Raw genomic sequence first — 26,105 nt, forward strand, 5'->3', positions numbered from 1 at the left:
TTTCGCCAATGCTGCCTAATCCCCCAACTGGGTGACGCCGCGCGGCCGTGCCCCATGTTTGCAACAGAGCCCTTCGGAGGATACTTGCGCAACACCAGCACTCGATCAATTGGCTAACCTTCGGATGCGCACCGGTCCGGCTTCACGATCCTCGCCGCACCAATGCTGGGATCAGCCCGCTCCGAACCAGATCCACAGCGGAATGACCGCCGCAATGGCCAGGCAAACGATCCCGCGCGTCACCGAAGGGCTTTCCATGCCACCGACCCCTGCTCCACCTTTCCGCTTCCCCGTCACCATCGGCGTTACAAGGTTCTCCCGCTTCACGAAGACATAAAAGAGGATGGCAGCTACGTGCAGGCCGATCAGGCCGAGGAGCACGTTGAAACCGATCTCGTGCCAGTCCGTCATCCAGCCTGCCGTCATCGCACCCACCATGTGATTGAGTGGCCCCGTCGCTCCGTCGTATGGATCGCCGGAGAACAGGCCGAGACCGACTTGCGCCAGCATCACGAGAAGCAGCGCCAGGGCGCTCCAGCCGCCGGCGGGATTATGGCCGATGCCTTCCGCCTCCTCGCGCCTGTTGCCTGTCAGGTAGGATAGCACGGCCCCTGGCCCTGCGACGAAGGAGCCGAAACGGGCCGTCGTGCTACCGACAAATCCCCACAGGATGCGGAAAAGCAGCAGAGCCATTAGCACCATGCCGAGGCGCATGTGCCAGGTCATCTCGCCGTTCTCGGCCGTCCACCACATGGCAGGGATGATCAGGACGATCGCCCAGTGAAACAGCCGTATCCAGCCATCCCACACCTTCACGGCGTCACTCGTCATCGAGGCGGAAGGTGTCGTGGCAATTCTTGCAGGCGGCGCCAAGTTCCGGAACACCCTCTGCGACTGCGGCGGAATCACCGGCGTTGGCCGTCGCGAGGAAAGCCTCGCTGGCCGATACCAGCCTCTCGTGCGCCGCGGCAAACTCTTCGGAACGCTCCCAGATGGTTGCCAGCGCCTCGCTGTCGAAACCATCGTCCATGCCGGTGCCTGCGGGGAAATGGCCCTCGATCTTCATCGCGTTGGCGTTGATGATCTCGGCGTTGGCGGAGATAACGGCCATGTCCGGAGCATCGTTTTCCAGTTCGCCGCGGATCACGCGGAAGGCATCACCGATTTGCTCGAAATTGTCCTGCCGTTCACCGATCACGGCGGGTTCGGGTGAATCGCTGGACGCCGCTTCGTCATTCGAGCCGCAAGCGGTCAGCGCGATCAGAGCGGCCGCCGCCAGTCCGGTGTTGCGAATTGCCATCGATGTAATCTCCCCGGTTGTTCCTGAAACGGAGCATCAGACTAGGCAAAGAATTACGAATGCCAAGGCTCGATTTGAGGCGATAGCGTGTTGACTTGGCCTACGCTCATTCGCCAACAGGCGTTGGATACGGGAGAACAAAGTCAATGAGCATTCTGGATGGCCGCGTTGCGGTAGTGACTGGCGCGAGTTCTGGCATTGGCGAGGCCTGCGCGGTCGAATTCGTGAACAAGGGCGCGAAAGTGGTGCTTGCCGCCCGCCGACAGGACCGGCTCGATGCGCTGGTGGAAAAGCTGGAGGCGCTCGGCGGACAGGCGCTGGCCGTCGTTACCGACGTCACCAACGAAGCGGATATCGAGCAGCTGTTCACCAAAGCGGTGGAGCGGTTCGGCACGGTCGACGTGCTGATCAACAACGCCGGGATTGCCGAGAACACTCCAGTGCACGAATCCTCACTCGAACACTGGCACAAGGTGATCGACACCAACCTCACCAGTGCCTTCCTGGGGGCCAAGCACGCCTGGCCGATCTTCCTGAAAGGCGGCCACGGTCGCATCGTGAATGTCGGCTCGATCTCTGCGAAGGTGCCGCGCAGCGAATGCCCCAGCTATACCGCCAGCAAGTTCGGCCTGCAGGGGCTGACCCATGCGCTGGCGGTCGACGGGCGCGATCACAACATCGCCGTATCGATCTTCCATCCCGGCATCGTGGCGACCGAGATCATGCCGGGCTCTGTGAAACTGCCCGATAACTTCGCAGCCACGCCGGAGGAGATCGCCGAGGTGATCGTCCACATGTGCGACCTGCCCGACCACCTGAACTTCTACGAAGCGCTGGTGGTGCAGAACAAGTTGCCCTTCCTCGGACGCGGATAGTGGGCGCAGCGCGCGACTGCTGGAATATCGAGGACCTGCGCCAGCAAGCGCGCAGGCGTCTGCCGCGCGGCGTGTGGGAATACCTGGAGCGCGGCGTCGAGGACGAGACCGGCATGACGCGCAATCGCGAGGCGTTCGAGCGGATCAGCTTCCGCCCGCGCGTGCTGCGCCAGGTAGACCGGATCGACCTTTCCACCAGTCTGCTGGGTGCTGAAAGCGCCCTGCCCTTCGCCATCGCGCCAACCGGTGCCGCCGGCATGATGTGGTATCGCGGCGATCTCGCCCTTGCCAAGGCAGCGGCGAAAGCGGGCATCCCGTTCTGCATTTCCAGCGCCAGTACGATGGACGTGGAGGAATTCGCGGGCATGGAGGGCACGCGTTGGTTCCAGCTTTACATGTGGGAGAACCGCGAGCTTTCCTTCGACGTCGTGCGCCGTGCGCACGAGGCCGGATGCGAGGCCCTGTTCGTCACGCTCGATCTGCCCGTCCCCCCAAATCGCGAATACCTGTGGCGCAACGGTTTCGGCATGCCTTTCCAGCTGAATCGCAGGAACGTGCCCGATATCCTTGCGCACCCGCGCTGGTTTGCAGGCGTCATCGGACGCTACATGCTGGATGGCGGACTGCCGCAGCAAGCCAACCTGCCTCGCGAAATGAAACATTCGGTCGCACGCGGTGCAAAGCCCGGCGCCTTGTTCAAGCAGGACAACCTCGACTGGAACGATGTGAAGATGCTGCGCGACATGTGGCCGGGCAAGCTCGTGCTGAAAGGTGTCCTGCACCCCGAAGATGCCTACCTGGCGCAGGAAGCGGGGGCAGACGCGGTGGTCGTTTCCAACCACGGCGCGCGGGCGCTCGACCATTCGATTGCTGCCATCGATGCCCTGCCCGACATCGTTGACGCAGTGGGAGGCAGGATGAGCGTATTGCTCGACAGCGGCATTCGCCGTGGCAGCGACGTGGTGAAAGCACTGGCTCTGGGCGCGGACGGCGCAATGGTCGGACGCGCTACGCTCTACGGCATGGCCGCAGCAGGAGAGCCAGGCGCAACTCGCGCGATCGCGCTGCTGGGAGACGAAGCCTCGCGCACCATGGCCATGCTGGGGCTCACCTCCGTGGAACAAATCGATAGCAGCGCCCTTGCCTGATTGCTGCTAGGCACCGACGCCATGAAATATGTACTTGCCGTGCTCCTCGTGCTGTTGCCCGCCGCTGTCGGCGCGCAATCGAGCGAGGAACTTGCCGCACAGGACCTGCGCCTCGCCCGCATTGCCGACGCCATGCTGGTGGGCAATTCCAGGCTGTGCCGCCAAACGATGCCGGTAACGGGGATGATCCTCCACAGCGCGGACCAATATGGCGATGGGGCACAGGCGCTTTTCGCGAACGGTCCGCTGGCAATCGCCCAGGTCGTACCGGACTCCGTCGCAGACCAGGCCGATCTTCGCGCCGGAGACTCGATCGCCGCGATCAACGGCACACCGGTTGCTCACCTCAACCCGCAAGGGGAGGACCATTTGCGCGAGCTCGCTTTCTTCCTGCTGGCCGACACCGCGGTAAGCGAACCGGTCGCCCTCACGGTGGTTCGCGGAGAGGAAGTCCTGATGATCAATTTCAGCGCGCCGCGCGGGTGCCGTTCGCTGGTGGAGATACTCGTGGCCGATGGTCCCAACGCCCGGTCCGATGGCCGCGTGATCCAGTTGCAGTATGATTTTGCCACCAGTTTGTCGGACGAACAGATGGCCGTCGTTCTCGCGCATGAACTGGCGCATACCGTGCTGGAACACCGCCGGCGCAAGGAAGCGCTGGGGATCGATAACGGCAGCATCCTGCGCCATGTCGGGCGTAACCAGCAGGTCAACCGGCGCGCCGAGGTGGAAGCGGATCGCATGTCTGCTCACCTGCTTGCCAATGCCGGTTACGATCCGATGATCGTTCCCCAGTTCTGGCAAACGCCGGAAGGCATCCGTGCGGGGGGCGGAGCGATGCCGAGCTTCGTCTATCCCTCCCAAGCCGCGCGCGCGCAGATCGTCGAGCGGGAAATTGCGATGTTCCTGCCTTCACGCCGCGGGCCCAGCTGGCCAGGCCACCTGCTTGAACTGCGCGACCGGAGCCTGGCAGCCGACTAGTCGCCGCGCCCGGAGCGCTGCGGCGCAGCACTTATATCAATGTAATTGCGATCAAAATAGGTGAGCGGTGTAGCGTCCTGCCGGTGCTTCGCCGCCAGCAATTCCCCGATGAAGATCGTGTGTGTGCCGAACACGTGACGGTGCACCGTACGGCAGACGAGACTCGATTGCGCGGAGGTGAGCACCGGGGTTCCATGATGGTCCTCCCACTCGCCAACCGCGAAGCGATCGGCATGCGGGATCATGAAATGTTCGGCCACGTCCCGGTTGCCCAGGCCCAGCACGTTCACGCAGAAGCGCTCCGCGCGTTCCAGCGGATCATGGAGAGAAGCGGTACGGTTGACGCAAACCAGCAGCGAAGGCGGTTCGAAACTTAGGGAACTGACCGCGGTCGCAAGAATTCCGTAGCGATCTCCGTTGTCTATCGTCGTTACGGCATAGACCGTGGCGGCAACGTGACGCATCGCTTCACGGAAGGCGTCAACCAGGTCGGCTTCGCTTTGTCCTGCATCGCTCATGTTCGCTCTTTGCGGCTTGGCGAGTCGCGGCGCAAGGGGCAATTTGCCGAGGCAATGTGATACACCTCCATTGCCATCACATCATAGTGTGATACACGCCAAGCATGAGCGACATCATCATAGCCCGAGTCCGCGAGATCATCGCGGAAGGAAAAATGACCCGCGCCGGCCTCGCCCGCGCCGCCGGTCTGCACGCCAACACCTTGCGCGATTGCAACGAGGACGGCTGGAACCCCACCAGCGAGACCCTCGGCAAGCTCGACCGCTTCCTGACAGAGAACGACGATTCCCCGGTCCTCGTCGGCATCGAGGAAATCATCGAGGAAGCGCGCAACGGGCGGATGTACATTCTGGTGGATGACGAGGACCGCGAGAACGAAGGCGACCTCATCATCCCGGCGCAGATGGCGACACCTGATGCGATCAACTTCATGGCCACGCATGGCCGCGGCCTCATCTGTCTCTCCCTCACCCGCCGCCGCGGAGAGGAACTGGGCCTGCAGATGATGAGCAACCGCAACCGCGAGAGCCAGCAGACCGCTTTCACCGTCGCCATCGAGGCGCGCGAGGGCGTCACCACCGGCATCAGCGCGGCAGACCGGGCCCGCACGGTCTCGGTCGCCATCGATTCGTCCAAGGGGCCTGACGATATCGTCACGCCCGGCCACGTCTTCCCGCTGATAGCGCGCGAGGGCGGCGTGCTGGTTCGCGCCGGACATACCGAAGCCGCCGTCGACATTTCCCGCCTCGCCGGCCTCAACCCCAGCGGCGTGATCTGCGAGATCATGAACGAGGACGGCTCGATGGCGCGGCTGGAAGACCTGATCCGCTTCGGTCGCAAGCACGGCATGAAGATCGGCACCATCCGCGACCTGATCGCCTATCGCCGCAAGCACGACCACATCGTCGAGAAGCGCGAGGAAGAGCGCTTCACCAGCCAATGGGGCGGCGACTGGCGCGCGATCAGCTTCTACAACACGGCCACCCGCGGAGAGACGCTGGCGCTGGTTAAGGGACACATCGACAGCGAGAAGCCCACACTGGTGCGGATGCACGCCCTGTCGATTTTCGACGACGTATTCGCCCGCGATTCGCAGCGTAGCGGCCTTCTGGAAGGCGCCATGCGGATCATCGCGGAGGAAGGCTCCGGCGTGGTCGTGCTGATAAACCGGCCAAACCCGGACTATGCCTCCCGCGCGGTACGCAGGCTGGCGGGCAAGGTCTCGCGCGAAGAACCACCCGTTGCGGAGGAACAGCGCGACTACGGGGTGGGCGCGCAGATCCTCACCGAACTGGGCGTAAGCGACATGGTACTGCTGACCAACACCAGCCATTCGCTGGTCGGACTGGACGGATACGGCCTCTCCATCGTAGGCGAGCGTCCGATCGATACCGAGGAGAACGATTGATGGCCCGCTTTCTGATCGTGGAAGCCCGCTTCTACGGCCACCTGAACGACATGCTGATCGACGGCGCAAAGACCGCGCTGAAGGATGCGGGGCATGACGCCGACGTCATCACCGTTCCCGGCGCTCTGGAAGTGCCCGGCGCAATCGCCATGGCCGCCGAGAGCGGCCAGTACGACGGCTTCGTCGCGATCGGCGTGGTGATCCGGGGAGAGACCTATCACTTCGAAATCGTCGCCGGGGAAAGCGCCCGTGCGCTGATGGCACTGACGATGGACGGTATCGCCATCGGCAACGGCATCCTCACCACCGAGAACGAGGAGCAGGCCCTGGTCCGTGCCGACCCTGCACAGAAAAACAAGGGCGGCGAAGCGGCTCAGGCCGCGATCCGCCTGCTGGAACTGCGGGAGGAATTCGCATGAAGTCGCATGATTTCATCGCCGGCCTGCCGCTGGTCCTTGGTGGCAACGTGTTTGGCTGGACCGCCGATGGCGACGAAGGTTTCGCCGTGCTCGATGCCTTTTACGAGGCCGGCGGGCGGATGATCGACACCGCCGATGTCTACTCGGCGTGGATTGACGGACACGAAGGCGGCGAATCCGAAGCCTACCTCGGCAAGTGGCTCGCCTCGCGCGGGGTGCGCAAAGAAATGCGTATTCACACGAAAACCGGCATGCTGAGCAAGAAGAAGCCCAGCAATCCCGGCTCCATGGGCGATCCGGAACTCTACAAGCCAGAGGAGGTTCTGGCCCATCTCGACGCTTCGCTGGACCGGCTTCAGACCGATTACGTCGATCTCTACTACGCGCACCGCGATTACGAAGAGCTGGAGGTCGGCGAGATCGTCGATGCGTTCAACGGCGCGGTCGACACCGGCAAGGTGCGCGCTCTGGGTGCGTCAAATTTCAACGCCGACCGGCTCGGAAAAGCGCTGGACCATGCCGACGCTGCGGGCAAGGTGCCCTTCTCCGCATTGCAGAATGAATACAATCTGGTGGCGCGAGATTCCTACGGACCTGACCTGCAGGCAATGTGCACCTCGCGCGGCATTGCGATGTTGCCCTTCTTCGGACTTGCTGCGGGCTACCTTACCGGCAAGTACCGCAAGCCCGAGGACTTCGAGGCGAACCAGCGCGGATATCGCACGAAGGACTATGCCGAAAGCGGTCCGCCCGTTCTTGCCGTGATGGACGATATTTCCGCTGACACCGGGGCCAGCCTACCGGCCATCGCTCTTGCCTGGCTTGTCCGCCAGCCCGGTATTCCCGCCCCCATCGCGAGCGCCCGCAATGTCGATCAGCTCGAGACGCTGCTTGAATTCACCAAGCTTGAGCTTTCCGACGAGCAGGTTTCCCGATTAACGAACGCCCTTTAATTGCCAGGATCGATCACACTGTGGTGTGACAAGAAAGGGGCGGCAAGGGTCCGATCTCGGACAGCACGGTGTCGGCCTGGGGCCCGCGCGTGCATTGTGCAGTTTGGCCGGAACCGGATCGCGATTTGCGCGCTCAATCGCGCATGGATGGACCACTTGAATGGATTGCCGCAATCGGCACGATGATCGCGGCATCACTCATTGCTTTCGACCTCGGCAGGCGCGCAACGGCCTGGGGCTTCGTACTTTTCTGCGTCGTCTCGATCACGTGGATCGTGTCAGGGCTGACCGGCGGATCGATGCCGATCGCGGCGATGAATTTCGTGCTGTTGCTGATCAATGCCTGGGGCGTGTGGCAATACTGGTTTCACCCGAAGAACAGCGAGAATTAGACAGCTGAAGGATGCGTCGCCGACAAACGCTCAGCGACGCATCCTGATGAGCTGTTATCCCAGTTTGCCGAAGCAGCCTCGCCCGGCGTACTTCGCGCTGTCACCCAGCTCTTCCTCGATGCGGATCAACTGGTTGTACTTCGCCAGCCGGTCCGAACGGGCGAGCGAGCCGGTTTTGATCTGACCGCAGTTGGTGGCAACGGCGAGATCGGCAATCGTCGCGTCCTCCGTCTCGCCCGAACGGTGGCTCATCACCGAGGTGAAGCCCGCGCGGTGCGCCATGTCCACCGCGGTCAACGTTTCGGTGAGCGTGCCGATCTGGTTGACCTTCACCAGGAGGGAATTGGCCATGCCCTGTTCGATGCCCATTTTCAGGCGTTCCGGATTGGTCACGAACAGATCGTCACCCACCAGTTGCACCTTGTCGCCGATCATCTGGGTCAGCGCCTTCCAGCCTTCGAAGTCGTCCTCGGCCATGCCGTCCTCGATCGACTTGATCGGATAGTCCTCGCACAGCTTAGCGAGGTAGGCGGCCATCTCGTCGCTTGTCAGCGAAAGCTTCTCGCCCGAAATCTCGTACTTGCCGTCGCGGAAGAACTCGGTGGAGGCGCAGTCCAGCGCCAACACCACATCTTCGCCCGGCGTGAAGCCCGCCTTCTCGATGCTGGTCATGATGAAGTCCAGCGCGTCGCGGGTGCTGGCAAGGTTTGGCGCAAAGCCGCCTTCGTCGCCTACCGACGTTGCCAGGCCCTTTTCCGACAGGCCCTTCTTCAGGGTGTGGAAGATCTGGCTGCCCCAGCGAACGGCCTCGGCAATCGAATCGGCGCCCACCGGCATCACCATGAATTCCTGCACGTCGATCGGGTTGTCGGCGTGCTCGCCCCCGTTCACGATATTCATCATCGGCACCGGCAGCACATGGGACGAAACCCCGCCGACATAGGCCCACAGCGGCAGGCCGCGCGCATTCGCCGCCGCCTTGGCGACGGCCATGCTGACGCCGAGGATGGCATTCGCGCCCAGCTTGCCCTTGTTGGCCGTTCCGTCGAGATCGATCAGGGCCATGTCGATATCGCGCTGGTTCTCCGCATCGGGGCCGAGAACGAGGAGTTCGGAAATGGGGCCGTTCACCGCCTGCACGGCCTTTTTCACGCCCTTGCCGAAGTAACGGTCCTTGTCGCCATCGCGCAGTTCCACAGCTTCGTGCGCGCCGGTTGAGGCACCCGAGGGAACGGCGGCGCGGCCGAAGCTGCCGTCTTCAAGCAGGATGTCCACTTCCACCGTGGGATTGCCCCTGGAATCGAGAATTTCGCGGGCGTGGATATCGATGATAGCGGTCATGGAAACGGACTCCTGGAAACGTGGTCGGACGCCTCCTATCGCCCGGAACTTTGCACTGCAACACGCGTTGAGCTATTGAACCGGGGTGTCTTAGCCCCATAATACAACGAGGGACACCAACCGAGTGATCTCAGGAAGGGAAACGACAATGGCAGCCAAGAAACCCGCAACCACGACGAAGACCCCTGCCGCAGAACCCGAAACGGTAGCGACCACTTCCAATACCACCTCCCCCAACACCGCCGAAGCCAAGTCGCGCTTCAATGCCGCGCTGGACGAAGCGAAGGCCGGTGCCGCCGCGCTGGGCGACGAAGCCAAGGCGCGCGTCGGTGCCTATCGCGAGAAAGCGAAGTCCGGCGGCCAGGAATGGTCGACCGAGGCCAAGTCCACCGCAGGCAATCTCGCCAACGAAGGCAAGCACAGGGCCAGCGAAGCAATGACCGGCCTTTCGCGCGTGATCGACGAGAACGCAGCCTCGCTCGACGAGAAGCTTGGTCCGAAATACGGCGACTATGCCCGCTCGGCATCGAAATCCCTGCAGGACAACGCCCGCAAGCTGGATGAAAAGAGTCTGGACGAGCTGGCCGAGGATTCGCGTGAAGCGATCCGCAAGAGCCCGGCAGCTGCCGTCGGCCTTGCAGCACTGGTCGGCTTCCTCTTCGCGCGCCTGTTCCGCTAAGTTTCGGTGCAAGTCAGGGACGAGAATAGCGGCGTAGACCCGCTGCACGCCAGCGACGCTGCGCCAGGCGCACATTACCCGCAGGATGATCCGGCACTTGCCGAAGATCATGCTGCGGGTACGCGCTCACTTGCCGACGACCTCGAGGCACTGGTCGAGGATGCTCGCATCTATCTCGATGCGGAATTGTCCTACCAGAAAACCCGCGCCGGCTTCGTCGCCGACAGGCTGAAGAAGACCATCGCCTTCGGTGCAGTAGCGGCGTTTCTCGCCGTACTGGCATTGATCGGGCTGACCGTGGGGCTGATCATTGCCTTGACCCCCATCATCACAGCCTGGGGCGCGACTGCCGTGGTGGTTCTCGGCATCCTGCTCATCGCCTACCTGCTGGTGCGAAAGGCGGGGCAGGCCTGGAATTCGATGATGGGCGCGATGAAGGAACAACAGGACGCAGCGAACAATGGCTGACATCGAACAGCAGCTTCATGAAGATCGTGCCTTGCGCAATGCGGCCAAGCGTCTGGTCAAGGCCGATCTCGGTTTCGTCAAGGGCGACATGGCCGAAAAGGGCATCGGCGGCCGCATTGCGGGCCGCGCAAAGGATGGCGCAGCCGATATCGCCGAGAATACCGCCGACTATGCCGGTGAGCATCGCCTGCAGGTCGGCACCGGCTTTTTCATTGCCGCAGCAGCCTTCGCCGGATGGATTTTCCGCGACCGGCTGGCAGATGCCGTCTACAACCTGTTCCATGAAAAAGGTCCGCTGGAAGAGGCGGCTGAGAAGGCGGAACAATTGGCCGAAGACGCCCGTTCATTATTCGAATAGATAACACTTTACCCGGAGACACCCGATGAACGATCCGAAACGCGCCGAAATCAAGGCCCGCATCGCTGCCGCACAGGCGCGCGAAGAGGCCAAGCGAGAACAGTCGACTACGCAGAAGGTTGCCGACAAGGCCTCCGAAGCGGGTGACGCATTCACAAGCTTCGTCAAGGAGCATCCGATCGCCGCCACCGCTGGTGGGCTGGCGCTCGGCATCCTCGTCGCGGGCATGTTCAAGGGCCCGCGCCGCGCAGCGGTGCGTGGAGGCACCAAGGCCGTCGGCCTTGCCGCCATCGGCGCCGAGATCGCTTCTGCCTTCGCCAGCGAACTGCTGGACGATGCAAAGGACGTAGGCCGTTCGGGCGCACGCCGCGCCGAAGACGTGGGAGATGCCATCGGAGACCGTGCGCGATCGATCCGTCGTAACGCCAATTACCAGGCCGATCGTGCAGGCGACGCCGCCCGCATTGCAAGCCGCGAAACCGGCAAGCGTATCGCGAGGGCTTTCGGTAAGCGCTGATCACCGCTTTCACGGACAGGAACGGTTACGAGTCCCCTTGCGCTCTGGTGCTGATCGCCTAGAGCCGAGGGGACTTTTTCATTTCACTCGCAACCGAAAGGCCTCTCGCATGTCCGAAGAGCACGAACAGCAGCTTCTCCACATGGTCATCGGCGGCCGCGTGGTCGATCCGCGCGGCGCGGAATTCCAGGATCTGAAGGATATTCACGTCGTCGGATTCTTCCCGGACTACGATAGTGCGGAAGAAGCCTGGCGCGGCTGGGCACAGCGAACTGTGGACGATGCCGAGATGAAGTACGTGATCGTCCACCTGCACAAGCTGCTGGAGCCGGACCTGCCCGGCAAGTGATCGCGCGCCCAACCGAGAAACAAAAAAGCCCCGCGTCATGCGGGGCTTTTCGTAGCTGGCGATGTCTCGCAGCTTACTTGAATTCGATCTTGTCGATCAGGTAGAACTTCTCGCCGCTCGGGACGGTCACTTCCACCTCGTCGCCCACGCTCTTGCCAATCAGGGCACGCGCCAGCGGGCTTTCGTAGGAGACGCGACCGCGCTTTGCATCGCTCTCCGCCTGGCCCACGATCTGGTACGTCAGCGGCTTGTCGTCCTCGTCCAGCACGGTGACGGTGGCACCGAACACCACCTTGTCGCCCGAAAGCGTGGCGGGATCGATGATCTGCGCCCGGCTGGTCTTGTCCTCCAGCTCGGCAATCTGCGCTTCCACCTGGCCCTGCCGCTCCTTGGCGGCGTGGTATTCGGCATTCTCCGAAAGGTCGCCGTGGGCACGCGCTTCCTCGATCGCATCGACGATCCTGGGGCGCTCCTCACGCAATGCCTTCAGGTCCGCGGTCAGCTTTTCGTAGCCTTCCGCCAGCATCGGCACTTTCTGCATTGTCTTCCCTGCTTTCTGGTCTTGCCGTTTGGCCGCTCCCGTCAAAACGGCCCTGCCCCGCCCTGCCGGGCGGCTGCGAAGGCCGGAATTGGGGAGAAATGAGTGTCTAGTCGCTACCCATAATAGTCCTGCAGCGAACGCACTTCAAGTTCGTCTGCATTTACGGATACGATGGCATTGGCGGCGGCAGCCGATGCAGCGGCGGTGGTGTAGTAGGGAACCTTCATTTCCAGTGCCGATGCGCGGATGGACTGGCTGTCTTTGTGGCTCTGCCAGCCCTCGGTGGTGTTGAACACAAGCGCCACTTCGCCATCGCTGATCTTGTCGACGATGTGCGGGCGGCCCTGCGCCACCTTGTTCACCTGCTCCACCGGAAGACCCTGCTCCTTCAGGTAGTCCGCCGTGCCGCCTGTCGCGACCACGTCGAAGCCGAAGTCCACCAGTTGCTTCACCGGGCCGACGATGGCCGCCTTGTCGCTGTCCTTCACGGACACGAACAGCGTGCCCGCCTTGGGCAGCTTGCTGCCTTCGGCGATCTGCGACTTGGTGTAGGCGGTGGGGAAATCGCGGTCGATGCCCATCACTTCGCCTGTGGACTTCATTTCCGGGGTCAACACGGGGTCTGAACCGGGGAAGCGGGCGAAGGGGAAGACGGCTTCCTTCACGGCCACGTAGTCGAGGTCGCGCTTGATCTTGGGCAGGTCGGCAAGCATTTCGCCCGCCATCACGCGCGCGGCGATCTTGGCGATCTGCGAACCGCTGGCCTTGGCGACGAAGGGCACGGTGCGGCTGGCACGCGGGTTCACCTCGATGAGGTAGACCTCGCCATCCTTCACCGCGAACTGCACGTTCATCAGGCCGCGAACCTTCAGCGCGCGGGCCAGCGCGTCGGCCTGGCGCTCCATCTCGTCGATGATGTCCTGCGGCAGGCTGTAGGGCGGCAGCGAGCAGGCGCTATCGCCGGAGTGCACGCCCGCTTCCTCGATGTGCTGCATGACGCCCGCGATCACCACATCCTCGCCATCGCACAGCGCATCGACATCGCATTCGATGGCATCGCGCAGGTACTGGTCCACCAGCACGGGGCTGTCGCCCGATACTTCCACGGCGGTGTTGATGTAGTTGATAAGCTGCGCGTCGCTGTCCACTATTTCCATCGCGCGCCCGCCCAGCACGTAGCTGGGGCGCAGCAGCACGGGGTATCCGATGCGGTGCGCCACGGCGAGCGCCTCCTGCTCCGAGTAGGCAATGCCGTTCTCGGGCTGCTTCAGCTTCAGCTTGTTGACCAGCTTGGCGAAGCGTTCGCGGTCCTCGGCAAGGTCAATCGCATCCGGACTTGTTCCGAGAATGGGGATGCCCGCCTGCTCCAGCGGTCCGGCCAGCTTCAGCGGGGTCTGTCCGCCGAATTGCACGATCACGCCTTTCAGCGTCCCCTTGGAGTGCTCGACGCGAAGGATTTCCAGCACGTCCTCAGCCGTCAACGGCTCGAAATAGAGGCGGTCGGAGGTGTCGTAGTCGGTCGAAACCGTCTCCGGGTTGCAGTTGACCATGATCGTCTCGTAGCCGGCTTCCGAAAGCGCGAAACAGGCGTGGACGCAGCAGTAGTCGAACTCGATGCCCTGCCCGATGCGGTTCGGGCCGCCGCCCAGGATCACGATCTTCTCGCGGTCGCTCGGCCAGGCCTCGTTTTCCGGCTCACCGAAGCTGGGGGCCTCGTAAGTCGAGTACATGTAGGGCGTGATCGCCTCGAACTCGGCGGCGCAGCTGTCGATGCGCTTGTAGACCGGCAGCACGCCCAGCTTCTGGCGCAGCTTGCGCACTTCGTCCTCGCTGGTGGCGCCCGCCATGGCGCGCAGGGCATCGTGCAGCAGGCCGGAACGCTTGGCCTGCGTCTCGCCGAGGCCGCCCGCAACGCCCACGGATCGCACGGCGAGCGTCGCCAACCGCTTGTCGGAAAAGCCCATGGCTTTCAGGCGGCGCAGTTCGGCAGCGTTGTTGGGCAGGCCCTCTGCGCCGATCATCTTCTCTTCGTAGATGATCTCCTCGATATGCCGCAGGAACCACGGATCGTAGAAGGTGATCTCCTGCACCTCCTCCACCGTGAAGCCTTCACGGAAGGCCTGTGCGATGTTGAGAATGCGGTCCGGCGTCGCCTTGGACAGCGCGGCGGTGATGATGTCGCGGCTCTTGCCTTCCAGCTCGGGCACGCGGTTGAACCCGTCCAGCCCGGTCTCGAGGCCGCGCAGCGCCTTCTGCATCGATTCCTTGATGTTGCGCCCGATGGCCATGACTTCGCCGACAGACTTCATCGCGGTGGACAGCAGCGGCTCTGCGCCCTTGAACTTCTCGAAGGTGAAGCGCGGGATCTTGGTGACGACGTAGTCGATGGTGGGCTCGAAACTGGCGGGCGTTGCACCGGTGATCTCGTTCGTCACTTCGTCCAGCGTGTAGCCAACGGCCAGCTTCGCGGCGACGCGGGCGATGGGGAAGCCGGTGGCCTTGGATGCCAGCGCGGAGGAGCGCGAGACGCGCGGGTTCATCTCGATCACGATCAGGCGGCCATCCTTGGGATTGACCGCGAACTGCACGTTGGAACCGCCCGTCTCAACGCCGATCTCGCGCAGCACCTCGATGCTGGCGGTGCGCATGATCTGGTATTCCTTGTCCGTCAGCGTCAGCGCCGGGGCGACGGTGATGGAATCGCCGGTGTGGACGCCCATCGGGTCCACGTTCTCGATGGCGCAGATGATGATGGCGTTGTCGTGCTTGTCGCGCACGACCTCCATCTCGTATTCCTTCCAGCCGAGCAGGCTTTCCTCGATCAACACCTCGTTCGTGGGGCTGGCGTCGAGGCCGTTCTTCACGATCCGCTCGAACTCTGCCTTGTTGTAGGCCACGCCGCCGCCGGTGCCGCCAAGGGTGAAGCTGGGGCGGATGATGGAGGGCAAACCGGTGCGCTCCAGCACCTCGTAGGCTTCGGCCATGGTGTGCGCCACGCCGCTGCGCGCGCTCTCAAGGCCGATCTTGTCCATCGCCTCGCGGAAGCGCTGGCGGTTCTCGGCCTTGTCGATGGCATCGGCCTTTGCGCCGATCATCTCCACGCCGTGCTCCTTGAGGACGCCCATCTCCTCCAGCTTCAGCGCGCAGTTCAAGGCCGTCTGCCCGCCCATCGTGGGCAGCACCGCGTCGGGCTTTTCCTTGGCGATGATCTTGGCGACGATTTCCGGCGTGATCGGCTCGACATAGGTCGCATCGGCAAATTCCGGGTCGGTCATGATGGTGGCCGGGTTGGAATTGACCAGGATGACGCGGTAGCCGTCTTCCTTCAGCGCCTTGATCGCCTGGGTGCCGGAATAGTCGAACTCGCAGGCCTGCCCGATGATGATCGGACCGGCGCCAATAACGAGAATGGAGGAGATGTCAGTGCGTTTGGGCATTAGTCAGTGGCGTCCATGGTCTGGTTATCTGATTCTTCCCCGGTTTCGGCTTCCTCATTGCTCAGCGGAAAGATGCCCGCTTCAACGAGGATTCCGTCCGTGGCGAGATAAGCATCGTCAAAGCGGTAGAAGAAGCGTGACTCAAGATCGTCTGCGACCTCACACCCTTCGACGCTCCGATCAAAGAAGTTCTCGACGACCCGGCGAACTTCATCCAGCCGCTCCGATGCCGTCGCGCCGTCTGCCATTATAGCACTCGTGCTATGAAGCTCGATCGGTCGCTCGGTATCGCAGGATGCAACCACCGTCTCCATCAACAGGGGTGAAGCGTAGATCGAAGGTTCTTTCGCGACATAGATCGCAACAAACATGCCATCGATGTCTCGAACCATAGCACCATGATAATCAGGGTGTGAGCCAACGAACCATTCGTCAGTTTGAGCGGTTAGAGCGGTTGGGGTCGCGGAAAGCGCGAGAATCGCAAATGTTATCAGCAGCCGCCTCATCACCCCAACATCCCCACGAACTTCTCGAACAGGTAGAAGCTGTCCTGCGGCCCCGGCGAGGCTTCCGGGTGGTACTGCACTCCGAAGGCCTTCTTGCCGCTGATCGCGATGCCGCAGTTGGAGCCGTCGAACAGCGACACGTGCGTCTGCTCGACGCCCGCAGGCAGGGTGTCGCCATCCACTGCGAAGCCGTGGTTCATCGAGGTGATCTCAACGAGGTCGCGGGTTTCGCCCCAGCTTTCGCCCACGCGCTGCACCGGGTGGTTCGCGCCGCGGTGGCCCTGGTGCATCTTCACCGTCTTCGCGCCCGCTGCCAGCGCCAGCATCTGGTGGCCGAGGCAGATGCCGAACAGCGGCATGTCCGCCTCCAGCAGCGCCTTGATCACCGGCACCGCATATTCGCCCGTCGCCGCCGGGTCGCCGGGGCCGTTGGAGAGGAACACGCCGTCGGGCTTCAGTGCCAGGATATCCTCCAGCGAGGTTTTCGCCGGAACCACCGTGACCCGCGCGCCCGCTTTCACGAGGTTGCGAAAGATGTTGTCCTTGCTGCCGTAGTCGATGGCGACGACGTGGGGTTTTCCCTCGCGCTCCGCCGTGCCGTAGCCGTGGCCCAGCCGCCAGTAGCCGCCTTCCCAGTCCTCCTGGTGCTCGCGGCTGACGCGCTGGGCAAGGTCCATGCCCTCCAGCCCCGGCCATTCCTGCGCGCGTTGCAGCAGCGCGTCGATATCGAAATTACCCTTGGGGTCGTGCGCGATCACCGCGTTGGGCGCGCCCGACAGGCGGATGCGGCGGGTCAGCGCGCGCGTATCGACCCCCGCAAGGCCGATCTTGCCCATCTTCGCCATCCATTCGACGAACTCCCCTTCGGAGCGGAAGTTGGACTGGCGCGTCACTTCCTCGCGCACGATGCAGCCGAGCGCGCCCTCGACGCGGCTTTCGAAGTCTTCCTCGTTCGTGCCGACGTTGCCGATGTGGGGGAAGGTGAAGGTGACGATCTGGGCCGCGTAGCTCGGGTCCGTCATCACTTCCTGGTAGCCCGTCATCGCGGTGTTGAAGCAGACTTCCCCCACCGCGCTGCCGGTGGCGCCGAAGCCCTTGCCCCAGACAATGGTGCCGTCGGCAAGAACAAGAACACCCGTTGCTCCCTTGGGCGCAGACGAAGAGGCGAGAAAGGCCATGGGTGGCTCCCGTGAATCAGTGGACCGACAATGTGTGCTAAGTCCCAGCCGCTAGAGACCAGTCCGCCACCCGTCAAGCGTGAGGCTTGGCTTTATTTTTCCCGGCCCTACATGGGGCCTCGAAACTTCAATCCCTTGGACAAGAGAGCACCATGATCCGCGACACCATCAAGGCCGAAACCGTCACCGCCATGAAGGCGAAGGACAAGGAACGCACCGCCGCGCTGCGCCTGATCTCCGCCAAGATCAAGGACCGCGATATCGAGCAGCGCACCAAGGGCGACGTTGCCGACGACGATGCGCTGGTGATCGACGTGCTTCAGAAGATGGCGAAGCAGCGCCGCGAATCGATCCAGATGTACGAGGACGGCGGCCGCACCGAACTCGCCGAGCAGGAAAAGGGCGAGCTGGCCGTGATCGAGGAATTTCTGCCGCAGCAGATGAGCGAGGCCGAAACAAAGGCCGCGATCGAGCAGATCAAGGCGGACACCGGGGCCGAGGGCATGAAGGACATGGGCAAGGTGATGGGCGAACTGAAAGCCCGCCACGGCACGCAGCTCGACATGGGCCGGGCTAGCGGCTGGGTGAAGGAATCGCTGAGCTAGGGAACTATCCCCAGCCCCCTCGCAGCGAATCACCTGCGCGGTTAGGATGCGGCCATGGCGCTCTCTCCCCAATGGCTGGATGAACTCAAAAGCAGGATCACGCTGTCCACGCTTATCCAGCGGACGGTGAAGCTGCAGCGCGCCGGGCGGGAGTGGAAGGCGTGCTGCCCGTTCCATTCGGAAAACACGCCCAGCTTCTACGTCAACGACCAGAAGGGCTTCTACCACTGCTTCGGCTGTCAGCAGCACGGCGGCGCGATCGACTGGATGATGGAGCAGCACGGCCTCCCGTTCATAGATGCGGTGAAGGAGCTTGCCTCCGAAGCCGGGATGGAAGTGCCCGCTCCCGATCCACGCGCGGCGCAGCGAGCCGAGCAGCGCGCCACCCTGCACGACGTTATGGCGGCGGCGCAGGAATGGTTCGTGGCGCAACTTGCCAGCCCTGCGGGGCAGCAGGCGCGCGCCTACCTCGAACGGCGCGGGCTGAGCGAACACACGATCCGCCGTTTCGGCTTCGGCTGGGCGCCGGATGACAAGCAGGCGATCAAGAAGGCGCTTGAGAAATTCGACGAGCGGCTGCTGATCGAGGCGGGGCTGCTGATCGAGGTCGAGGACAAGGTCCCCTACTCGCGCTTTCGCGGCCGCGTGATGCTGCCCATCCAGGATGCGCGCGAGCGGGCGATCGCGTTTGGCGGGCGTATTCTGCAAGACCGCGAGGGCGTTGCGAAGTATCTCAACAGCCCGGACACGCCGCTCTTCGACAAGGGCCGCACGCTCTACAACCTGCACCGCGCCGCAACTGCCTCTCGCAAGACCGACCGCGTGATCGTGGCCGAGGGTTACATGGATGTGATCGCGCTGGCCGCCGCCGGGATTGAGGATGCTGTCGCCCCGATGGGCACCGCGCTGACCGAACAGCAGATCGAACTGCTCTGGCGCATGGCGGACAAACCGGTGCTGTGTTTCGACGGCGACAAGGCCGGCACCCGCGCCGCCATGCGCGCGGCGGAACGCGCCCTGCCCCTGCTGCGCCCCGGCCATTCGCTGCGCGTGGTGCAACTGCCCACCGGCCTCGACCCGGATGACCTCATCAAGCGCGACGGGCGCAAGGGCATGGACAAGCTGCTGGAGGAGCCCAAGTCGCTGCTGGACCTGATCTGGGAGCACGAGCGCGACGCATCCACCCTCACCTCTCCGGAAGACAAGGCCGGGCTGAAAGCGCGCCTGATCGAGCACACCGAGGCCATCCAGCATCCCGATATACGCTCGCTCTACCGCCGGGAATTGCTGGAGCGATACGGTGCCTTCGCCTACCCTCCCCGAGAGTTTCAGAGAGGCAGTTTCCGGAGCAATCGCCCGTTCGATCGCAACGCTCCGCAGCGCACCCCGCCCGACGTCGCGCAACGCCTGCGCAAGGCCACGACGGGAGCCTTTCGCGACATGCTAACTGCCGCCGTCCTCAACGGGCTGGCGCGACACCCGGGCGAAATCCACCGCCACGCCGATGCCCTGCTGGGTCTGTCCAGGGGTGATGCGAAATTGGCGCAGGCGGTGAATTTTCTTCTCGATCACGCCCAAGAGCTTGAAGCGAGCGCAAATTCGCCCATATCTGGCCAAGACAACCTGCCGCCTGCACCGGATAACACCAGATTCTCCTTCCTGATGGAAGGCCACGATCCGGACGAGGCGCGAGAGGATCTGGCCGAAGCCGTTGCCCTGCTGGTCGAAAGGCCCGCACTCGAAGCGGCTATTGCAGAGGCCACGCGTCACTTCGATACAGACCCCGAAGGCGCGTTTGCGGAGCAGCAACGCTTGCGCAAACGAAAGCTGGAAATCGATTCGCGACTCGGGCAAATGGCAAGAAAACGCGCCGCTTCGGAGGCGCTGGACAAAGACGATGTAGCCGCCAGCGAAACTACGGCGGCCGAACAGGAAACGGATTGACAACCCCTATGGCGTCCAAGGCCAAGAACAAGCAGAACGACGATGCTCCGCTGATCGACCTCAACGAGGCATCGATCAAGAAGATGATCGCGAAAGCGAAGCGCAAGGGCTACATCACCTACGATGAGCTGAACGAGGCGCTGCCTTCGGGCGAGATGAGTTCTGACCAGATCGAGGATATCCAGTCCGCTCTTTCGGACATGGGTGTCCAGATCGTCGAGAATGCCGAGGAAGCCGAGGACGAGGACGACGACGGTCCCGAGGAAATCGCGCCGACGGGTTCTGAATCGCAGGCCTCCGACAACAACAAGCAGAACGTGCCGGAAAAGAAGAAGTCCACCGCCGGCGAAGGCCGCACGGACGACCCGGTGCGCATGTACCTGCGCGAAATGGGCGCGGTCGAACTGCTCAGCCGCGAGGGCGAGATCGCCATCGCCAAGCGTATCGAGGCAGGCCGCGACACCATGATCATGGGCCTGTGCGAAAGCCCGATCACCTTCCACGCAATCATCACGTGGTCCGAAGCGCTCAATTCCGAGGAAATGCAGCTGCGCGAGATCCTCGATCTCGACGCCATGCTGTCCAAGGAACCCCCCGTAGACAAGATGGAAGAGGGCGAGGACGACGACGACGGCGAGATTTCCGAGGAAACCGCCGGCCCCACCATCCGCGATGACGACGACGACGATGATGACGACGACGCGGAAGGCGAAGACGGCGAGGAAGGCGAAGGCCGCAAGCGCGACGACGATGACGAGGAAGACAACACCATGTCCCTCGCCCAGATGGAAGCCGCGCTGAAGCCCGACGCGCTGGAGCGGTTCGCCCGCATCACCGACCTGTTCAAGAAGTTCGAGAAGCTGCAGGCGGAACGTGTCGAGGTGCTGGGTCGCGGGGAAGATTTCCCCAAGGCCAAGGAAAACAAGTACGAGAGCTTGCGCGAAGAGCTGACCGCCGAAGTCGAGTCCGTGCAGTTCCACGCGACCAAGATCGAATACCTGGTCGACAACCTCTACGCCTTCAACCGCCGCCTGACGGCGCTGGGCGGCCAGATGCTGCGCCTTGCCGAACGTCACAAGGTGAAGCGCATCGACTTCCTCAACAGCTATGTCGGCAACGAGCTGGACGAAAATTGGCTGCTGGAACGCGCGAAGAAGGACAAGAAGTGGGCCGCCTTCGCCGAGAAGGAAGCCGAAGCGGTGGAACGCATTCGCGCCGAAATCGCCGACATCGCCAGCCAGACGGGCATGAGTCTCGACGAATTCCGCCGCATCGTGAACATGGTGCAGAAGGGCGAACGCGAGGCGCGCATCGCCAAGAAGGAAATGGTCGAGGCGAACCTGCGCCTGGTGATCTCGATCGCCAAGAAATACACCAACCGCGGCCTGCAGTTTCTCGACCTGATCCAGGAAGGCAACATCGGCCTGATGAAGGCGGTCGACAAGTTCGAATACCGCCGCGGCTACAAGTTCAGCACCTATGCCACGTGGTGGATCAGGCAAGCGATCACCCGCTCGATCGCGGACCAGGCACGCACGATCCGCATCCCCGTTCACATGATCGAGACGATCAACAAGCTGGTGCGCACCAGCCGCCAGTTCCTGCACGAGCAGGGACGCGAACCCACGCCGGAGGAAATGGCGGAGCGCCTTTCCATGCCGCTGGAGAAGGTGCGCAAGGTGATGAAGATCGCCAAGGAGCCGATCTCTCTCGAAACGCCCATCGGCGACGAGGAAGACTCGCACCTGGGCGATTTCATCCAGGATCCGAACGCCGTCATCCCGGTGGACGCTGCGATCCAGTCGAACCTCAAGGAAACCGTCACCCGCGTGCTCGCCTCGCTTACGCCTCGCGAGGAACGCGTGCTGCGCATGCGCTTCGGCATCGGCATGAACACCGATCACACGCTTGAAGAAGTCGGGCAGCAGTTCTCGGTGACCCGCGAACGTATCCGCCAGATCGAGGCCAAGGCGCTGAGGAAGCTCAAGCACCCGAGCCGCAGCCGCAAGATGCGCTCGTTCCTCGATCAGTAAGAGGTTCTCGTCATGAAATTTCCATCCACGCTTGCGCTCGCCGCGGCAATTGCGCTTGCCGTGCCTACTGCGGCCCACGCCCAGGATGCTTCGGCGACCGCAACGAAAACGGTGGAAATTCAGTTAGCGCAAGAAATCATCGAGAATGGATTCCCACCCGAAACGCGGATGGGGATGTTCGACGATGTGATCGACCAGCTCCTCGGCCAGATGCGCGCATCCCTGCCGAACATTCAGGACGATCCACGCAGGGCTGCCGTTTTCGACCGTCACGCAGAGCGTGTGCGCGCTACCAGCATGGAAGTGCTTTCGGACCATATCGACGCGATCATGGACAGCTTGGTTGTCGCCTATGCTGACCAGTTCAACGAGGCCGAGCTTCGTGGATTGCACGAATTCATCATGACGCCGGAAGGTCATGGCTTCCTGGCACGGACCGCTGAAGTCAACGGACATCCGGCTTTCGCCGCAGCCAATCAGGCCTACATGCAAGACTACTTTTCCCGCATGCCGCAACTCATCGAGCAGTTGCAAGCAGACATCGCGAAAATCGGCAGCGACTAGAAGGGGCGCGCCATGCCCCGCCTGATCCTTTTCAACAAGCCCATGTACGTGCTGTCGCAATTTACCGACCGCGGCAGCCCGACGACGCGCGCCACATTGTCGGACTTCATCGACGTGCCGGGCGTCTATCCCGCTGGCAGGCTGGACCGCGACAGCGAGGGGCTTCTCTTGCTGACCGACGACGGCAAGCTGCAGGCACGCATTGCCGATCCGAAATTCAAGCTGCCCAAGACCTATCTCGTGCAGGTGGAAGGCGAACCTGACGAAACCGCGCTCAAGAAACTGCGTAAGGGTGTTGAACTCAAAGACGGCCTCACCCGCCCTGCCCTCACCGAGATCATCTCAGACCCACACCTGTGGCCGCGCGATCCGCCGGTCCGGTTCCGCAAGACCGTGCCCGACACGTGGCTGCGCCTGACTATCGCCGAGGGGCGCAATCGGCAGGTGCGCCGCATGACCGCCGCCGTGGGCCACCCCACCCTCCGGTTGGTGCGCTGGTCAATCGGTGACTGGAGCCTCGACGGGCTGGAACCGGGGAAATGGTGCAATGCAGCAATCAGGTGATGGACGCACAACCAAACTCCTGACATAAAAGCGCCCGAGGAGAGGAGTGCAGGTTCAGTAATCAGGAGCGCTCTTTTCGTGCCAGAAACCCGCCCAAAGGTCATCGCTGTCGTCAGCCAGAAAGGCGGCTCGGGCAAGACCACGCTCGCCCTACATCTTGCCACCATCGCCGTGCAGAAGAAGATGCCGTCGTGCGTGATCGACACCGATCCGCAGGCCACGGCCGCCGCCTGGGGTGACTGGCGCGGCGACTTCCTGCCCGCCGTCGTCACCAGTCCGCCAGCGCGGCTTGCCCGCACCATCGAGAATGCCGGACGCGAAGGGCTGGACCTGGTGGTAATCGACACTCCGCCCCATGCCGAGGCCGCCATGCGCGAGGCGGTGAAGGCGGCAGACCTCGTCCTCATTCCCACGCGCCCGCGCGCTTTCGATCTCCATGCGCTGGAGGGTATTGCCGACATGGTGACATTCACCGGCAAACCGGCTTTCGTCGTATTCAACGGTGTACCGGCCCGGGCAACCAGAATGGTTGCAGAGGCACAGGAAGCGGCGGAAAAGCTCGGGTTGCAGGCCTGCCCCGTAACATTTGGAGAGCGCGCAGACTTCCACCACTCCTCCTCGAAAGGCGAAGTCGCCAGCGAGATCGATGCGGGCGGCAAGGCCGCGCAGGAAGTCGACGCGCTATGGAAGTGGGTCAGGAAAGTCGTGTGATCGTTATGACCCACCCGCAGCTTGTTGGCGGTAACGGGAACTAGGTTCGCTGCGGAACGCTGAAGATACCGGATTGAGGGAAAAATCAGCGTGAGCGTAATCGTTGCCTATTGATTTCGAGGCATTGTTGGGCCTGTCGCCCAACCCTTATGTCATCATGGATACGGATCTTCACCTCGTCTGGATGAACGAGGCGTACCTGCGCGCCACCATGCGTCAGCGCGAAGACATCATCGGGCGCAAGATGTTCGATGCCTTTCCCAGCGATCCCGACACCGAGAGTTTCCGGCAATTGAACAGGTCTCTGCGGCGCGTGCTGGGCACCGGCGAAGTCGATGAGATTGCGCTGATCCGATACGATATTGCCCGCCCCGACGGCGGCCTCGACGTGCGCTTCTGGAGCGCGACTCACACGCCGCTATTGGGCGATGACGGCAAGGTGGAGTACATTCTCAAGCATACCGTCGACGTGACCGAACTGCACAAGCTGCGGCAGCTGCGCGACGAAATGGGTGTCGTGCGGCGGGCCGACGCCGTAGAGGCGCGCAACCGCGACTTGCAGGAAGAATCGCGCCGTATGACGGAGCTGTTCGAACAGGCGCCCGGCTTCGTCGCCGTCCTCGAGGGTCCGGAACATCGCTTCCGCATGACCAACGAAGCCTATCGCGAGCTCGTGGGGCGAAGCGATATCCTCGGCCTGCCCGTTCGCGAGGCCTTGCCCGAGATCGTGGACCAGGGCTTCGTCGATATCCTGAATACCGTACGCGCCACGGGCGAACCCTATGTCGGTCGCAGGGAGCAGGTCTTGCTGGAGAGCGAGAAGGGCGAAGGGGCCTCGAAGCGGTTCCTCAACTTCATCTTTCAGCCGATCTTCGACGGGGACCAGGGTGTCTCCGGCATCATGGTGCAGGGCTACGATATCACCGAGGAAATCGAGTTCGAAGAGCGCCAGCGCCTGCTTATCAACGAGCTGAACCACCGGGTGAAGAACACCCTTGCGATCGTGCAAGGACTGGCCGGCCAGTCGTTTGGCACTGTCGAGGGGTCCGAAGAAGCGAAAGCCATTTTCAACGGCCGTCTGCAGGCGCTTGCAGCCGCACACAACCTGCTGACGCAAACGAGCTGGGGCTCCGCCTCGCTGCACGATATCGTCACCGGATCGGCGGAGGCGACGGCCGGCGACCTGATCCAGCGCTTCGATATCAGTGGCCCGCCCCTTACCCTGCCCCCGCAGACTTCGGTATCGCTGGCGATGATCGTGCACGAGCTTTGCACCAACGCCATAAAGTACGGGGCGCTTTCGTCCGACAGCGGTTCGGTTTCAGTCCATTGGGACGTAGACGACAGCAAGAGAGAGCCTACCCTGCGCCTGGTCTGGAGCGAGAGCGGCGGGCCGCCGGTCGAGGAACCCTCCCGGCGCGGGTTCGGCACGCGACTGATATCCCGCGGGCTTTCGGCCGATCAGGGTGAAGTGGAGATGGAATTCCGCCCCGAGGGCCTGGTTTGCACCATCACCGCCAGACTCGTGGAGGAAGCGATATGACGATCGCCGGGCGCAAGTTCCTGCTAGTAGAAGACGAGCCTGTAATCGGCTTCGCTCTGGAGGACATGATGATCGCCGAAGGCGCCGAAACCAGGTTTGCGTCCTCGCTCGACGAGGGACTGTCCCTGGCGGAAGCGAACACGTTCGATGCTGCCGTGCTGGATGTGAACCTGCACGGCCGCAACAGCTATCCGCTCGCGCGCCGCCTGCTGGAGGATGGCGTCGATGTCGTCTTTGCCACCGGTTACGGCGTGGAGCCGCTGCCCGCCGATCTGGCGCGCGTCGAAACGGTAGCCAAACCTTATTCCGTCGAATCGATCAAAGCCGCATTCGCGCGGATGCAGCAAGCGGGCACCTAGTCCGGCTCGGCCACCCAAACCGCGCCCTTGATGTAGCGGATCAGCCCCGCGTCATTCAGCAGGTAGTGGATGTAGAATTCCACCGGCACTGTCACGCCGACGGGAACCGGCGTCATTCCCGAATACCCGCGCCGGTCCAGTTCGTCCTGCGAAAGTTCCTTCAGCCCGGTGAAGTGGATGACGACATTGGCGACGAACCCCTGCCGGCCGGGGAAAAACTCCCGGAACTCAACCTCTTCGCGGCAGAATTCGTGAAAGAACCTGTAGAAATCGCGGAAAGCCGGCTTACCGCTTACGGCGAACCCGGCATTCTCCAGCACGAAATCGTCGGCGAAAAAAGTTTCCAGCGTGCCGTAGTCCCGTGCGTTGAAGGCTTCGACATAGCGGTGATAATCGGTTTCGTTCATTGGGAG

General features: G+C 62.8%; 29 protein-coding genes. 20 read left to right on the forward strand and 9 right to left on the reverse strand.

What is annotated here, in order from left to right:
- Nucleotides 1-171 precede the first annotated feature (171 nt).
- Together ABFX23_RS04620 and ABFX23_RS04625 are read right to left on the reverse strand one after the other, a co-directional pair.
- Nucleotides 172-831, reverse strand: a complete 660-nt coding sequence (locus ABFX23_RS04620) for a cytochrome b/b6 domain-containing protein (RefSeq protein ID WP_346031947.1) — start codon at nt 829-831, stop codon at nt 172-174.
- Nucleotides 821-1,300: a c-type cytochrome gene (locus ABFX23_RS04625; protein WP_346031948.1), complete on the reverse strand. Its 480-nt coding sequence runs from the start codon at nt 1,298-1,300 to the stop codon at nt 821-823. The genes ABFX23_RS04620 and ABFX23_RS04625 overlap by 11 nt, the downstream gene beginning before the upstream one ends.
- Before the next feature lie 146 nt (nt 1,301-1,446).
- Here ABFX23_RS04625 and ABFX23_RS04630 point away from each other — a divergent pair, with 146 nt between their 5' ends.
- Genes ABFX23_RS04630 through ABFX23_RS04640 form a run of 3 tightly spaced genes read left to right on the forward strand, consistent with a single transcriptional unit; the run spans nt 1,447 to nt 4,304 of the window.
- Nucleotides 1,447-2,175, forward strand: coding sequence for an SDR family oxidoreductase (locus tag ABFX23_RS04630; protein WP_346031949.1), 729 nt, complete (start codon nt 1,447-1,449; stop codon nt 2,173-2,175).
- Nucleotides 2,175-3,323, forward strand: a complete 1,149-nt coding sequence (locus tag ABFX23_RS04635; protein ID WP_346031950.1) for an alpha-hydroxy acid oxidase — start codon at nt 2,175-2,177, stop codon at nt 3,321-3,323. Before ABFX23_RS04630 ends, ABFX23_RS04635 begins: the two co-directional genes overlap by 1 nt.
- Nucleotides 3,324-3,344: 21 nt before the next feature.
- Entirely contained in the window at nt 3,345-4,304 is a 960-nt protein-coding gene (locus ABFX23_RS04640; protein ID WP_346031951.1) for a PDZ domain-containing protein, read from the forward strand.
- On the opposite strand, the gene ABFX23_RS04645 is transcribed toward ABFX23_RS04640, so the two are convergent.
- A complete protein-coding gene (locus ABFX23_RS04645) occupies nt 4,301-4,822 on the reverse strand; it encodes a flavin reductase family protein (RefSeq protein ID WP_346031952.1) in 522 nt (173 codons plus the stop codon). The genes ABFX23_RS04640 and ABFX23_RS04645 overlap by 4 nt on opposite strands.
- 104 nt (nt 4,823-4,926) lie before the next feature.
- Between ABFX23_RS04645 and ribB the strand changes: the two genes are divergently transcribed.
- The 4 genes from ribB (at nt 4,927) to ABFX23_RS04665 (ending at nt 7,995) form a co-directional block, all read left to right on the forward strand.
- On the forward strand, nt 4,927-6,231 hold the full coding sequence (gene ribB / locus ABFX23_RS04650) for a 3,4-dihydroxy-2-butanone-4-phosphate synthase (protein WP_346031953.1): 1,305 nt from the start codon (nt 4,927-4,929) through the stop codon (nt 6,229-6,231).
- Nucleotides 6,231-6,650, forward strand: a complete 420-nt coding sequence (gene ribH, locus ABFX23_RS04655; RefSeq protein ID WP_346031954.1) for a 6,7-dimethyl-8-ribityllumazine synthase — start codon at nt 6,231-6,233, stop codon at nt 6,648-6,650. Before ribB ends, ribH begins: the two co-directional genes overlap by 1 nt.
- Nucleotides 6,647-7,603, forward strand: coding sequence for an aldo/keto reductase (locus ABFX23_RS04660; protein WP_346031955.1), 957 nt, complete (start codon nt 6,647-6,649; stop codon nt 7,601-7,603). Before ribH ends, ABFX23_RS04660 begins: the two co-directional genes overlap by 4 nt.
- 143 nt (nt 7,604-7,746) lie before the next feature.
- The gene (locus ABFX23_RS04665) at nt 7,747-7,995 is read left to right on the forward strand and encodes a hypothetical protein (protein ID WP_346031956.1); all 249 of its coding nucleotides are present in this window, start codon (nt 7,747-7,749) and stop codon (nt 7,993-7,995) included.
- 54 nt (nt 7,996-8,049) lie between these two features.
- On the opposite strand, the gene eno is transcribed toward ABFX23_RS04665, so the two are convergent.
- Nucleotides 8,050-9,336: a phosphopyruvate hydratase gene (gene eno, locus ABFX23_RS04670; RefSeq protein ID WP_346031957.1), complete on the reverse strand. Its 1,287-nt coding sequence runs from the start codon at nt 9,334-9,336 to the stop codon at nt 8,050-8,052.
- Nucleotides 9,337-9,484: 148 nt separating this feature from the next.
- On the opposite strand from eno, the gene ABFX23_RS04675 reads away from it, so the two are divergent.
- From ABFX23_RS04675 to ABFX23_RS04695, 5 genes are all read left to right on the forward strand, one after another.
- Nucleotides 9,485-10,015, forward strand: coding sequence for a hypothetical protein (locus ABFX23_RS04675; protein ID WP_346031958.1), 531 nt, complete (start codon nt 9,485-9,487; stop codon nt 10,013-10,015).
- A 6-nt stretch (nt 10,016-10,021) separates the two neighbouring features.
- On the forward strand, nt 10,022-10,483 hold the full coding sequence (locus ABFX23_RS04680) for a phage holin family protein (protein ID WP_346031959.1): 462 nt from the start codon (nt 10,022-10,024) through the stop codon (nt 10,481-10,483).
- The gene (locus tag ABFX23_RS04685) at nt 10,476-10,841 is read left to right on the forward strand and encodes a hypothetical protein (RefSeq protein ID WP_346031960.1); all 366 of its coding nucleotides are present in this window, start codon (nt 10,476-10,478) and stop codon (nt 10,839-10,841) included. Before ABFX23_RS04680 ends, ABFX23_RS04685 begins: the two co-directional genes overlap by 8 nt.
- 25 nt (nt 10,842-10,866) lie before the next feature.
- Entirely contained in the window at nt 10,867-11,358 is a 492-nt protein-coding gene (locus tag ABFX23_RS04690) for a hypothetical protein (protein WP_346031961.1), read from the forward strand.
- A 109-nt stretch (nt 11,359-11,467) separates the two neighbouring features.
- Entirely contained in the window at nt 11,468-11,707 is a 240-nt protein-coding gene (locus ABFX23_RS04695) for a DUF4170 domain-containing protein (protein WP_346031962.1), read from the forward strand.
- A gap of 73 nt (nt 11,708-11,780) precedes the next feature.
- Here ABFX23_RS04695 and greA read toward each other — a convergent pair whose 3' ends face one another.
- From greA to carA, 4 genes are all read right to left on the reverse strand, one after another.
- The gene (gene greA / locus ABFX23_RS04700) at nt 11,781-12,248 is read right to left on the reverse strand and encodes a transcription elongation factor GreA (RefSeq protein WP_346031963.1); all 468 of its coding nucleotides are present in this window, start codon (nt 12,246-12,248) and stop codon (nt 11,781-11,783) included.
- A 113-nt stretch (nt 12,249-12,361) separates the two neighbouring features.
- The gene (gene carB, locus ABFX23_RS04705; protein WP_346031964.1) at nt 12,362-15,685 is read right to left on the reverse strand and encodes a carbamoyl-phosphate synthase large subunit; all 3,324 of its coding nucleotides are present in this window, start codon (nt 15,683-15,685) and stop codon (nt 12,362-12,364) included.
- Nucleotides 15,685-16,191 carry a hypothetical protein gene (locus ABFX23_RS04710; RefSeq protein WP_346031965.1) on the reverse strand — a complete coding sequence of 169 codons (507 nt, stop codon included), beginning with the start codon at nt 16,189-16,191 and terminating at the stop codon, nt 15,685-15,687. Before ABFX23_RS04710 ends, carB begins: the two co-directional genes overlap by 1 nt.
- Entirely contained in the window at nt 16,191-17,369 is a 1,179-nt protein-coding gene (gene carA, locus ABFX23_RS04715; protein WP_346031966.1) for a glutamine-hydrolyzing carbamoyl-phosphate synthase small subunit, read from the reverse strand. Before carA ends, ABFX23_RS04710 begins: the two co-directional genes overlap by 1 nt.
- Before the next feature lie 152 nt (nt 17,370-17,521).
- Here carA and ABFX23_RS04720 point away from each other — a divergent pair, with 152 nt between their 5' ends.
- The 8 genes from ABFX23_RS04720 to ABFX23_RS04755 all read left to right on the forward strand — a co-directional run bounded on the left by ABFX23_RS04720 (nt 17,522) and on the right by ABFX23_RS04755 (nt 25,692).
- Complete coding sequence (locus tag ABFX23_RS04720; protein WP_346031967.1) at nt 17,522-17,974, forward strand: GatB/YqeY domain-containing protein; 453 nt, start codon at nt 17,522-17,524, stop codon at nt 17,972-17,974.
- A gap of 54 nt (nt 17,975-18,028) precedes the next feature.
- Entirely contained in the window at nt 18,029-19,918 is a 1,890-nt protein-coding gene (gene dnaG, locus ABFX23_RS04725) for a DNA primase (protein ID WP_346031968.1), read from the forward strand.
- A gap of 8 nt (nt 19,919-19,926) precedes the next feature.
- A complete protein-coding gene (gene rpoD, locus ABFX23_RS04730; protein WP_346032549.1) occupies nt 19,927-21,951 on the forward strand; it encodes an RNA polymerase sigma factor RpoD in 2,025 nt (674 codons plus the stop codon).
- A 60-nt stretch (nt 21,952-22,011) separates the two neighbouring features.
- On the forward strand, nt 22,012-22,515 hold the full coding sequence (locus ABFX23_RS04735) for a DUF2059 domain-containing protein (protein WP_346031969.1): 504 nt from the start codon (nt 22,012-22,014) through the stop codon (nt 22,513-22,515).
- Between the two features lie 12 nt (nt 22,516-22,527).
- Complete coding sequence (locus ABFX23_RS04740; protein ID WP_346031970.1) at nt 22,528-23,079, forward strand: pseudouridine synthase; 552 nt, start codon at nt 22,528-22,530, stop codon at nt 23,077-23,079.
- 78 nt (nt 23,080-23,157) lie between these two features.
- Entirely contained in the window at nt 23,158-23,790 is a 633-nt protein-coding gene (locus ABFX23_RS04745; protein WP_346031971.1) for an AAA family ATPase, read from the forward strand.
- Nucleotides 23,791-23,914: 124 nt separating this feature from the next.
- On the forward strand, nt 23,915-25,333 hold the full coding sequence (locus ABFX23_RS04750; protein ID WP_346032550.1) for a sensor histidine kinase: 1,419 nt from the start codon (nt 23,915-23,917) through the stop codon (nt 25,331-25,333).
- On the forward strand, nt 25,330-25,692 hold the full coding sequence (locus ABFX23_RS04755; RefSeq protein ID WP_346031972.1) for a response regulator: 363 nt from the start codon (nt 25,330-25,332) through the stop codon (nt 25,690-25,692). The genes ABFX23_RS04750 and ABFX23_RS04755 overlap by 4 nt, the downstream gene beginning before the upstream one ends.
- On the opposite strand, the gene ABFX23_RS04760 is transcribed toward ABFX23_RS04755, so the two are convergent.
- Nucleotides 25,689-26,099, reverse strand: coding sequence for a nuclear transport factor 2 family protein (locus ABFX23_RS04760; protein ID WP_346031973.1), 411 nt, complete (start codon nt 26,097-26,099; stop codon nt 25,689-25,691). The two genes, ABFX23_RS04755 and ABFX23_RS04760, sit on opposite strands and share 4 nt — an antisense overlap.
- Between the last annotated feature and the right edge of the window lie 6 nt (nt 26,100-26,105).

The sequence above is a fragment of the Erythrobacter westpacificensis genome, from assembly GCF_039542285.1.
Classification (GTDB): Bacteria; Pseudomonadota; Alphaproteobacteria; order Sphingomonadales; family Sphingomonadaceae; genus Alteraurantiacibacter; species Alteraurantiacibacter westpacificensis.

Excerpts from the sequence above, each read along its gene's own strand:
- ABFX23_RS04640 (WP_346031951.1), top strand. The coding sequence starts at position 3,345 with ATGAAATATGTACTTGCCGTGCTCCTCGTGCTGTTGCCCGCCGCTGTC.
- ABFX23_RS04685 (WP_346031960.1), top strand. The coding sequence starts at position 10,476 with ATGGCTGACATCGAACAGCAGCTTCATGAAGATCGTGCCTTGCGCAAT.
- ABFX23_RS04760 (WP_346031973.1), bottom strand. The coding sequence starts at position 26,099 with ATGAACGAAACCGATTATCACCGCTATGTCGAAGCCTTCAACGCACGG.
- greA (WP_346031963.1), bottom strand. The coding sequence starts at position 12,248 with ATGCAGAAAGTGCCGATGCTGGCGGAAGGCTACGAAAAGCTGACCGCG.
- ABFX23_RS04665 (WP_346031956.1), top strand. The coding sequence starts at position 7,747 with ATGGATGGACCACTTGAATGGATTGCCGCAATCGGCACGATGATCGCG.
- ABFX23_RS04695 (WP_346031962.1), top strand. The coding sequence starts at position 11,468 with ATGTCCGAAGAGCACGAACAGCAGCTTCTCCACATGGTCATCGGCGGC.
- ABFX23_RS04755 (WP_346031972.1), top strand. The coding sequence starts at position 25,330 with ATGACGATCGCCGGGCGCAAGTTCCTGCTAGTAGAAGACGAGCCTGTA.
- ABFX23_RS04630 (WP_346031949.1), top strand. The coding sequence starts at position 1,447 with ATGAGCATTCTGGATGGCCGCGTTGCGGTAGTGACTGGCGCGAGTTCT.
- ABFX23_RS04675 (WP_346031958.1), top strand. The coding sequence starts at position 9,485 with ATGGCAGCCAAGAAACCCGCAACCACGACGAAGACCCCTGCCGCAGAA.
- ABFX23_RS04625 (WP_346031948.1), bottom strand. The coding sequence starts at position 1,300 with ATGGCAATTCGCAACACCGGACTGGCGGCGGCCGCTCTGATCGCGCTG.
- eno (WP_346031957.1), bottom strand. The coding sequence starts at position 9,336 with ATGACCGCTATCATCGATATCCACGCCCGCGAAATTCTCGATTCCAGG.
- ribB (WP_346031953.1), top strand. The coding sequence starts at position 4,927 with ATGAGCGACATCATCATAGCCCGAGTCCGCGAGATCATCGCGGAAGGA.
- carB (WP_346031964.1), bottom strand. The coding sequence starts at position 15,685 with ATGCCCAAACGCACTGACATCTCCTCCATTCTCGTTATTGGCGCCGGT.
- rpoD (WP_346032549.1), top strand. The coding sequence starts at position 19,927 with ATGGCGTCCAAGGCCAAGAACAAGCAGAACGACGATGCTCCGCTGATC.
- ABFX23_RS04710 (WP_346031965.1), bottom strand. The coding sequence starts at position 16,191 with ATGAGGCGGCTGCTGATAACATTTGCGATTCTCGCGCTTTCCGCGACC.
- ABFX23_RS04740 (WP_346031970.1), top strand. The coding sequence starts at position 22,528 with ATGCCCCGCCTGATCCTTTTCAACAAGCCCATGTACGTGCTGTCGCAA.
- dnaG (WP_346031968.1), top strand. The coding sequence starts at position 18,029 with ATGGCGCTCTCTCCCCAATGGCTGGATGAACTCAAAAGCAGGATCACG.
- ABFX23_RS04720 (WP_346031967.1), top strand. The coding sequence starts at position 17,522 with ATGATCCGCGACACCATCAAGGCCGAAACCGTCACCGCCATGAAGGCG.
- ABFX23_RS04660 (WP_346031955.1), top strand. The coding sequence starts at position 6,647 with ATGAAGTCGCATGATTTCATCGCCGGCCTGCCGCTGGTCCTTGGTGGC.
- ribH (WP_346031954.1), top strand. The coding sequence starts at position 6,231 with ATGGCCCGCTTTCTGATCGTGGAAGCCCGCTTCTACGGCCACCTGAAC.
- ABFX23_RS04690 (WP_346031961.1), top strand. The coding sequence starts at position 10,867 with ATGAACGATCCGAAACGCGCCGAAATCAAGGCCCGCATCGCTGCCGCA.
- ABFX23_RS04645 (WP_346031952.1), bottom strand. The coding sequence starts at position 4,822 with ATGAGCGATGCAGGACAAAGCGAAGCCGACCTGGTTGACGCCTTCCGT.
- ABFX23_RS04620 (WP_346031947.1), bottom strand. The coding sequence starts at position 831 with ATGACGAGTGACGCCGTGAAGGTGTGGGATGGCTGGATACGGCTGTTT.
- carA (WP_346031966.1), bottom strand. The coding sequence starts at position 17,369 with ATGGCCTTTCTCGCCTCTTCGTCTGCGCCCAAGGGAGCAACGGGTGTT.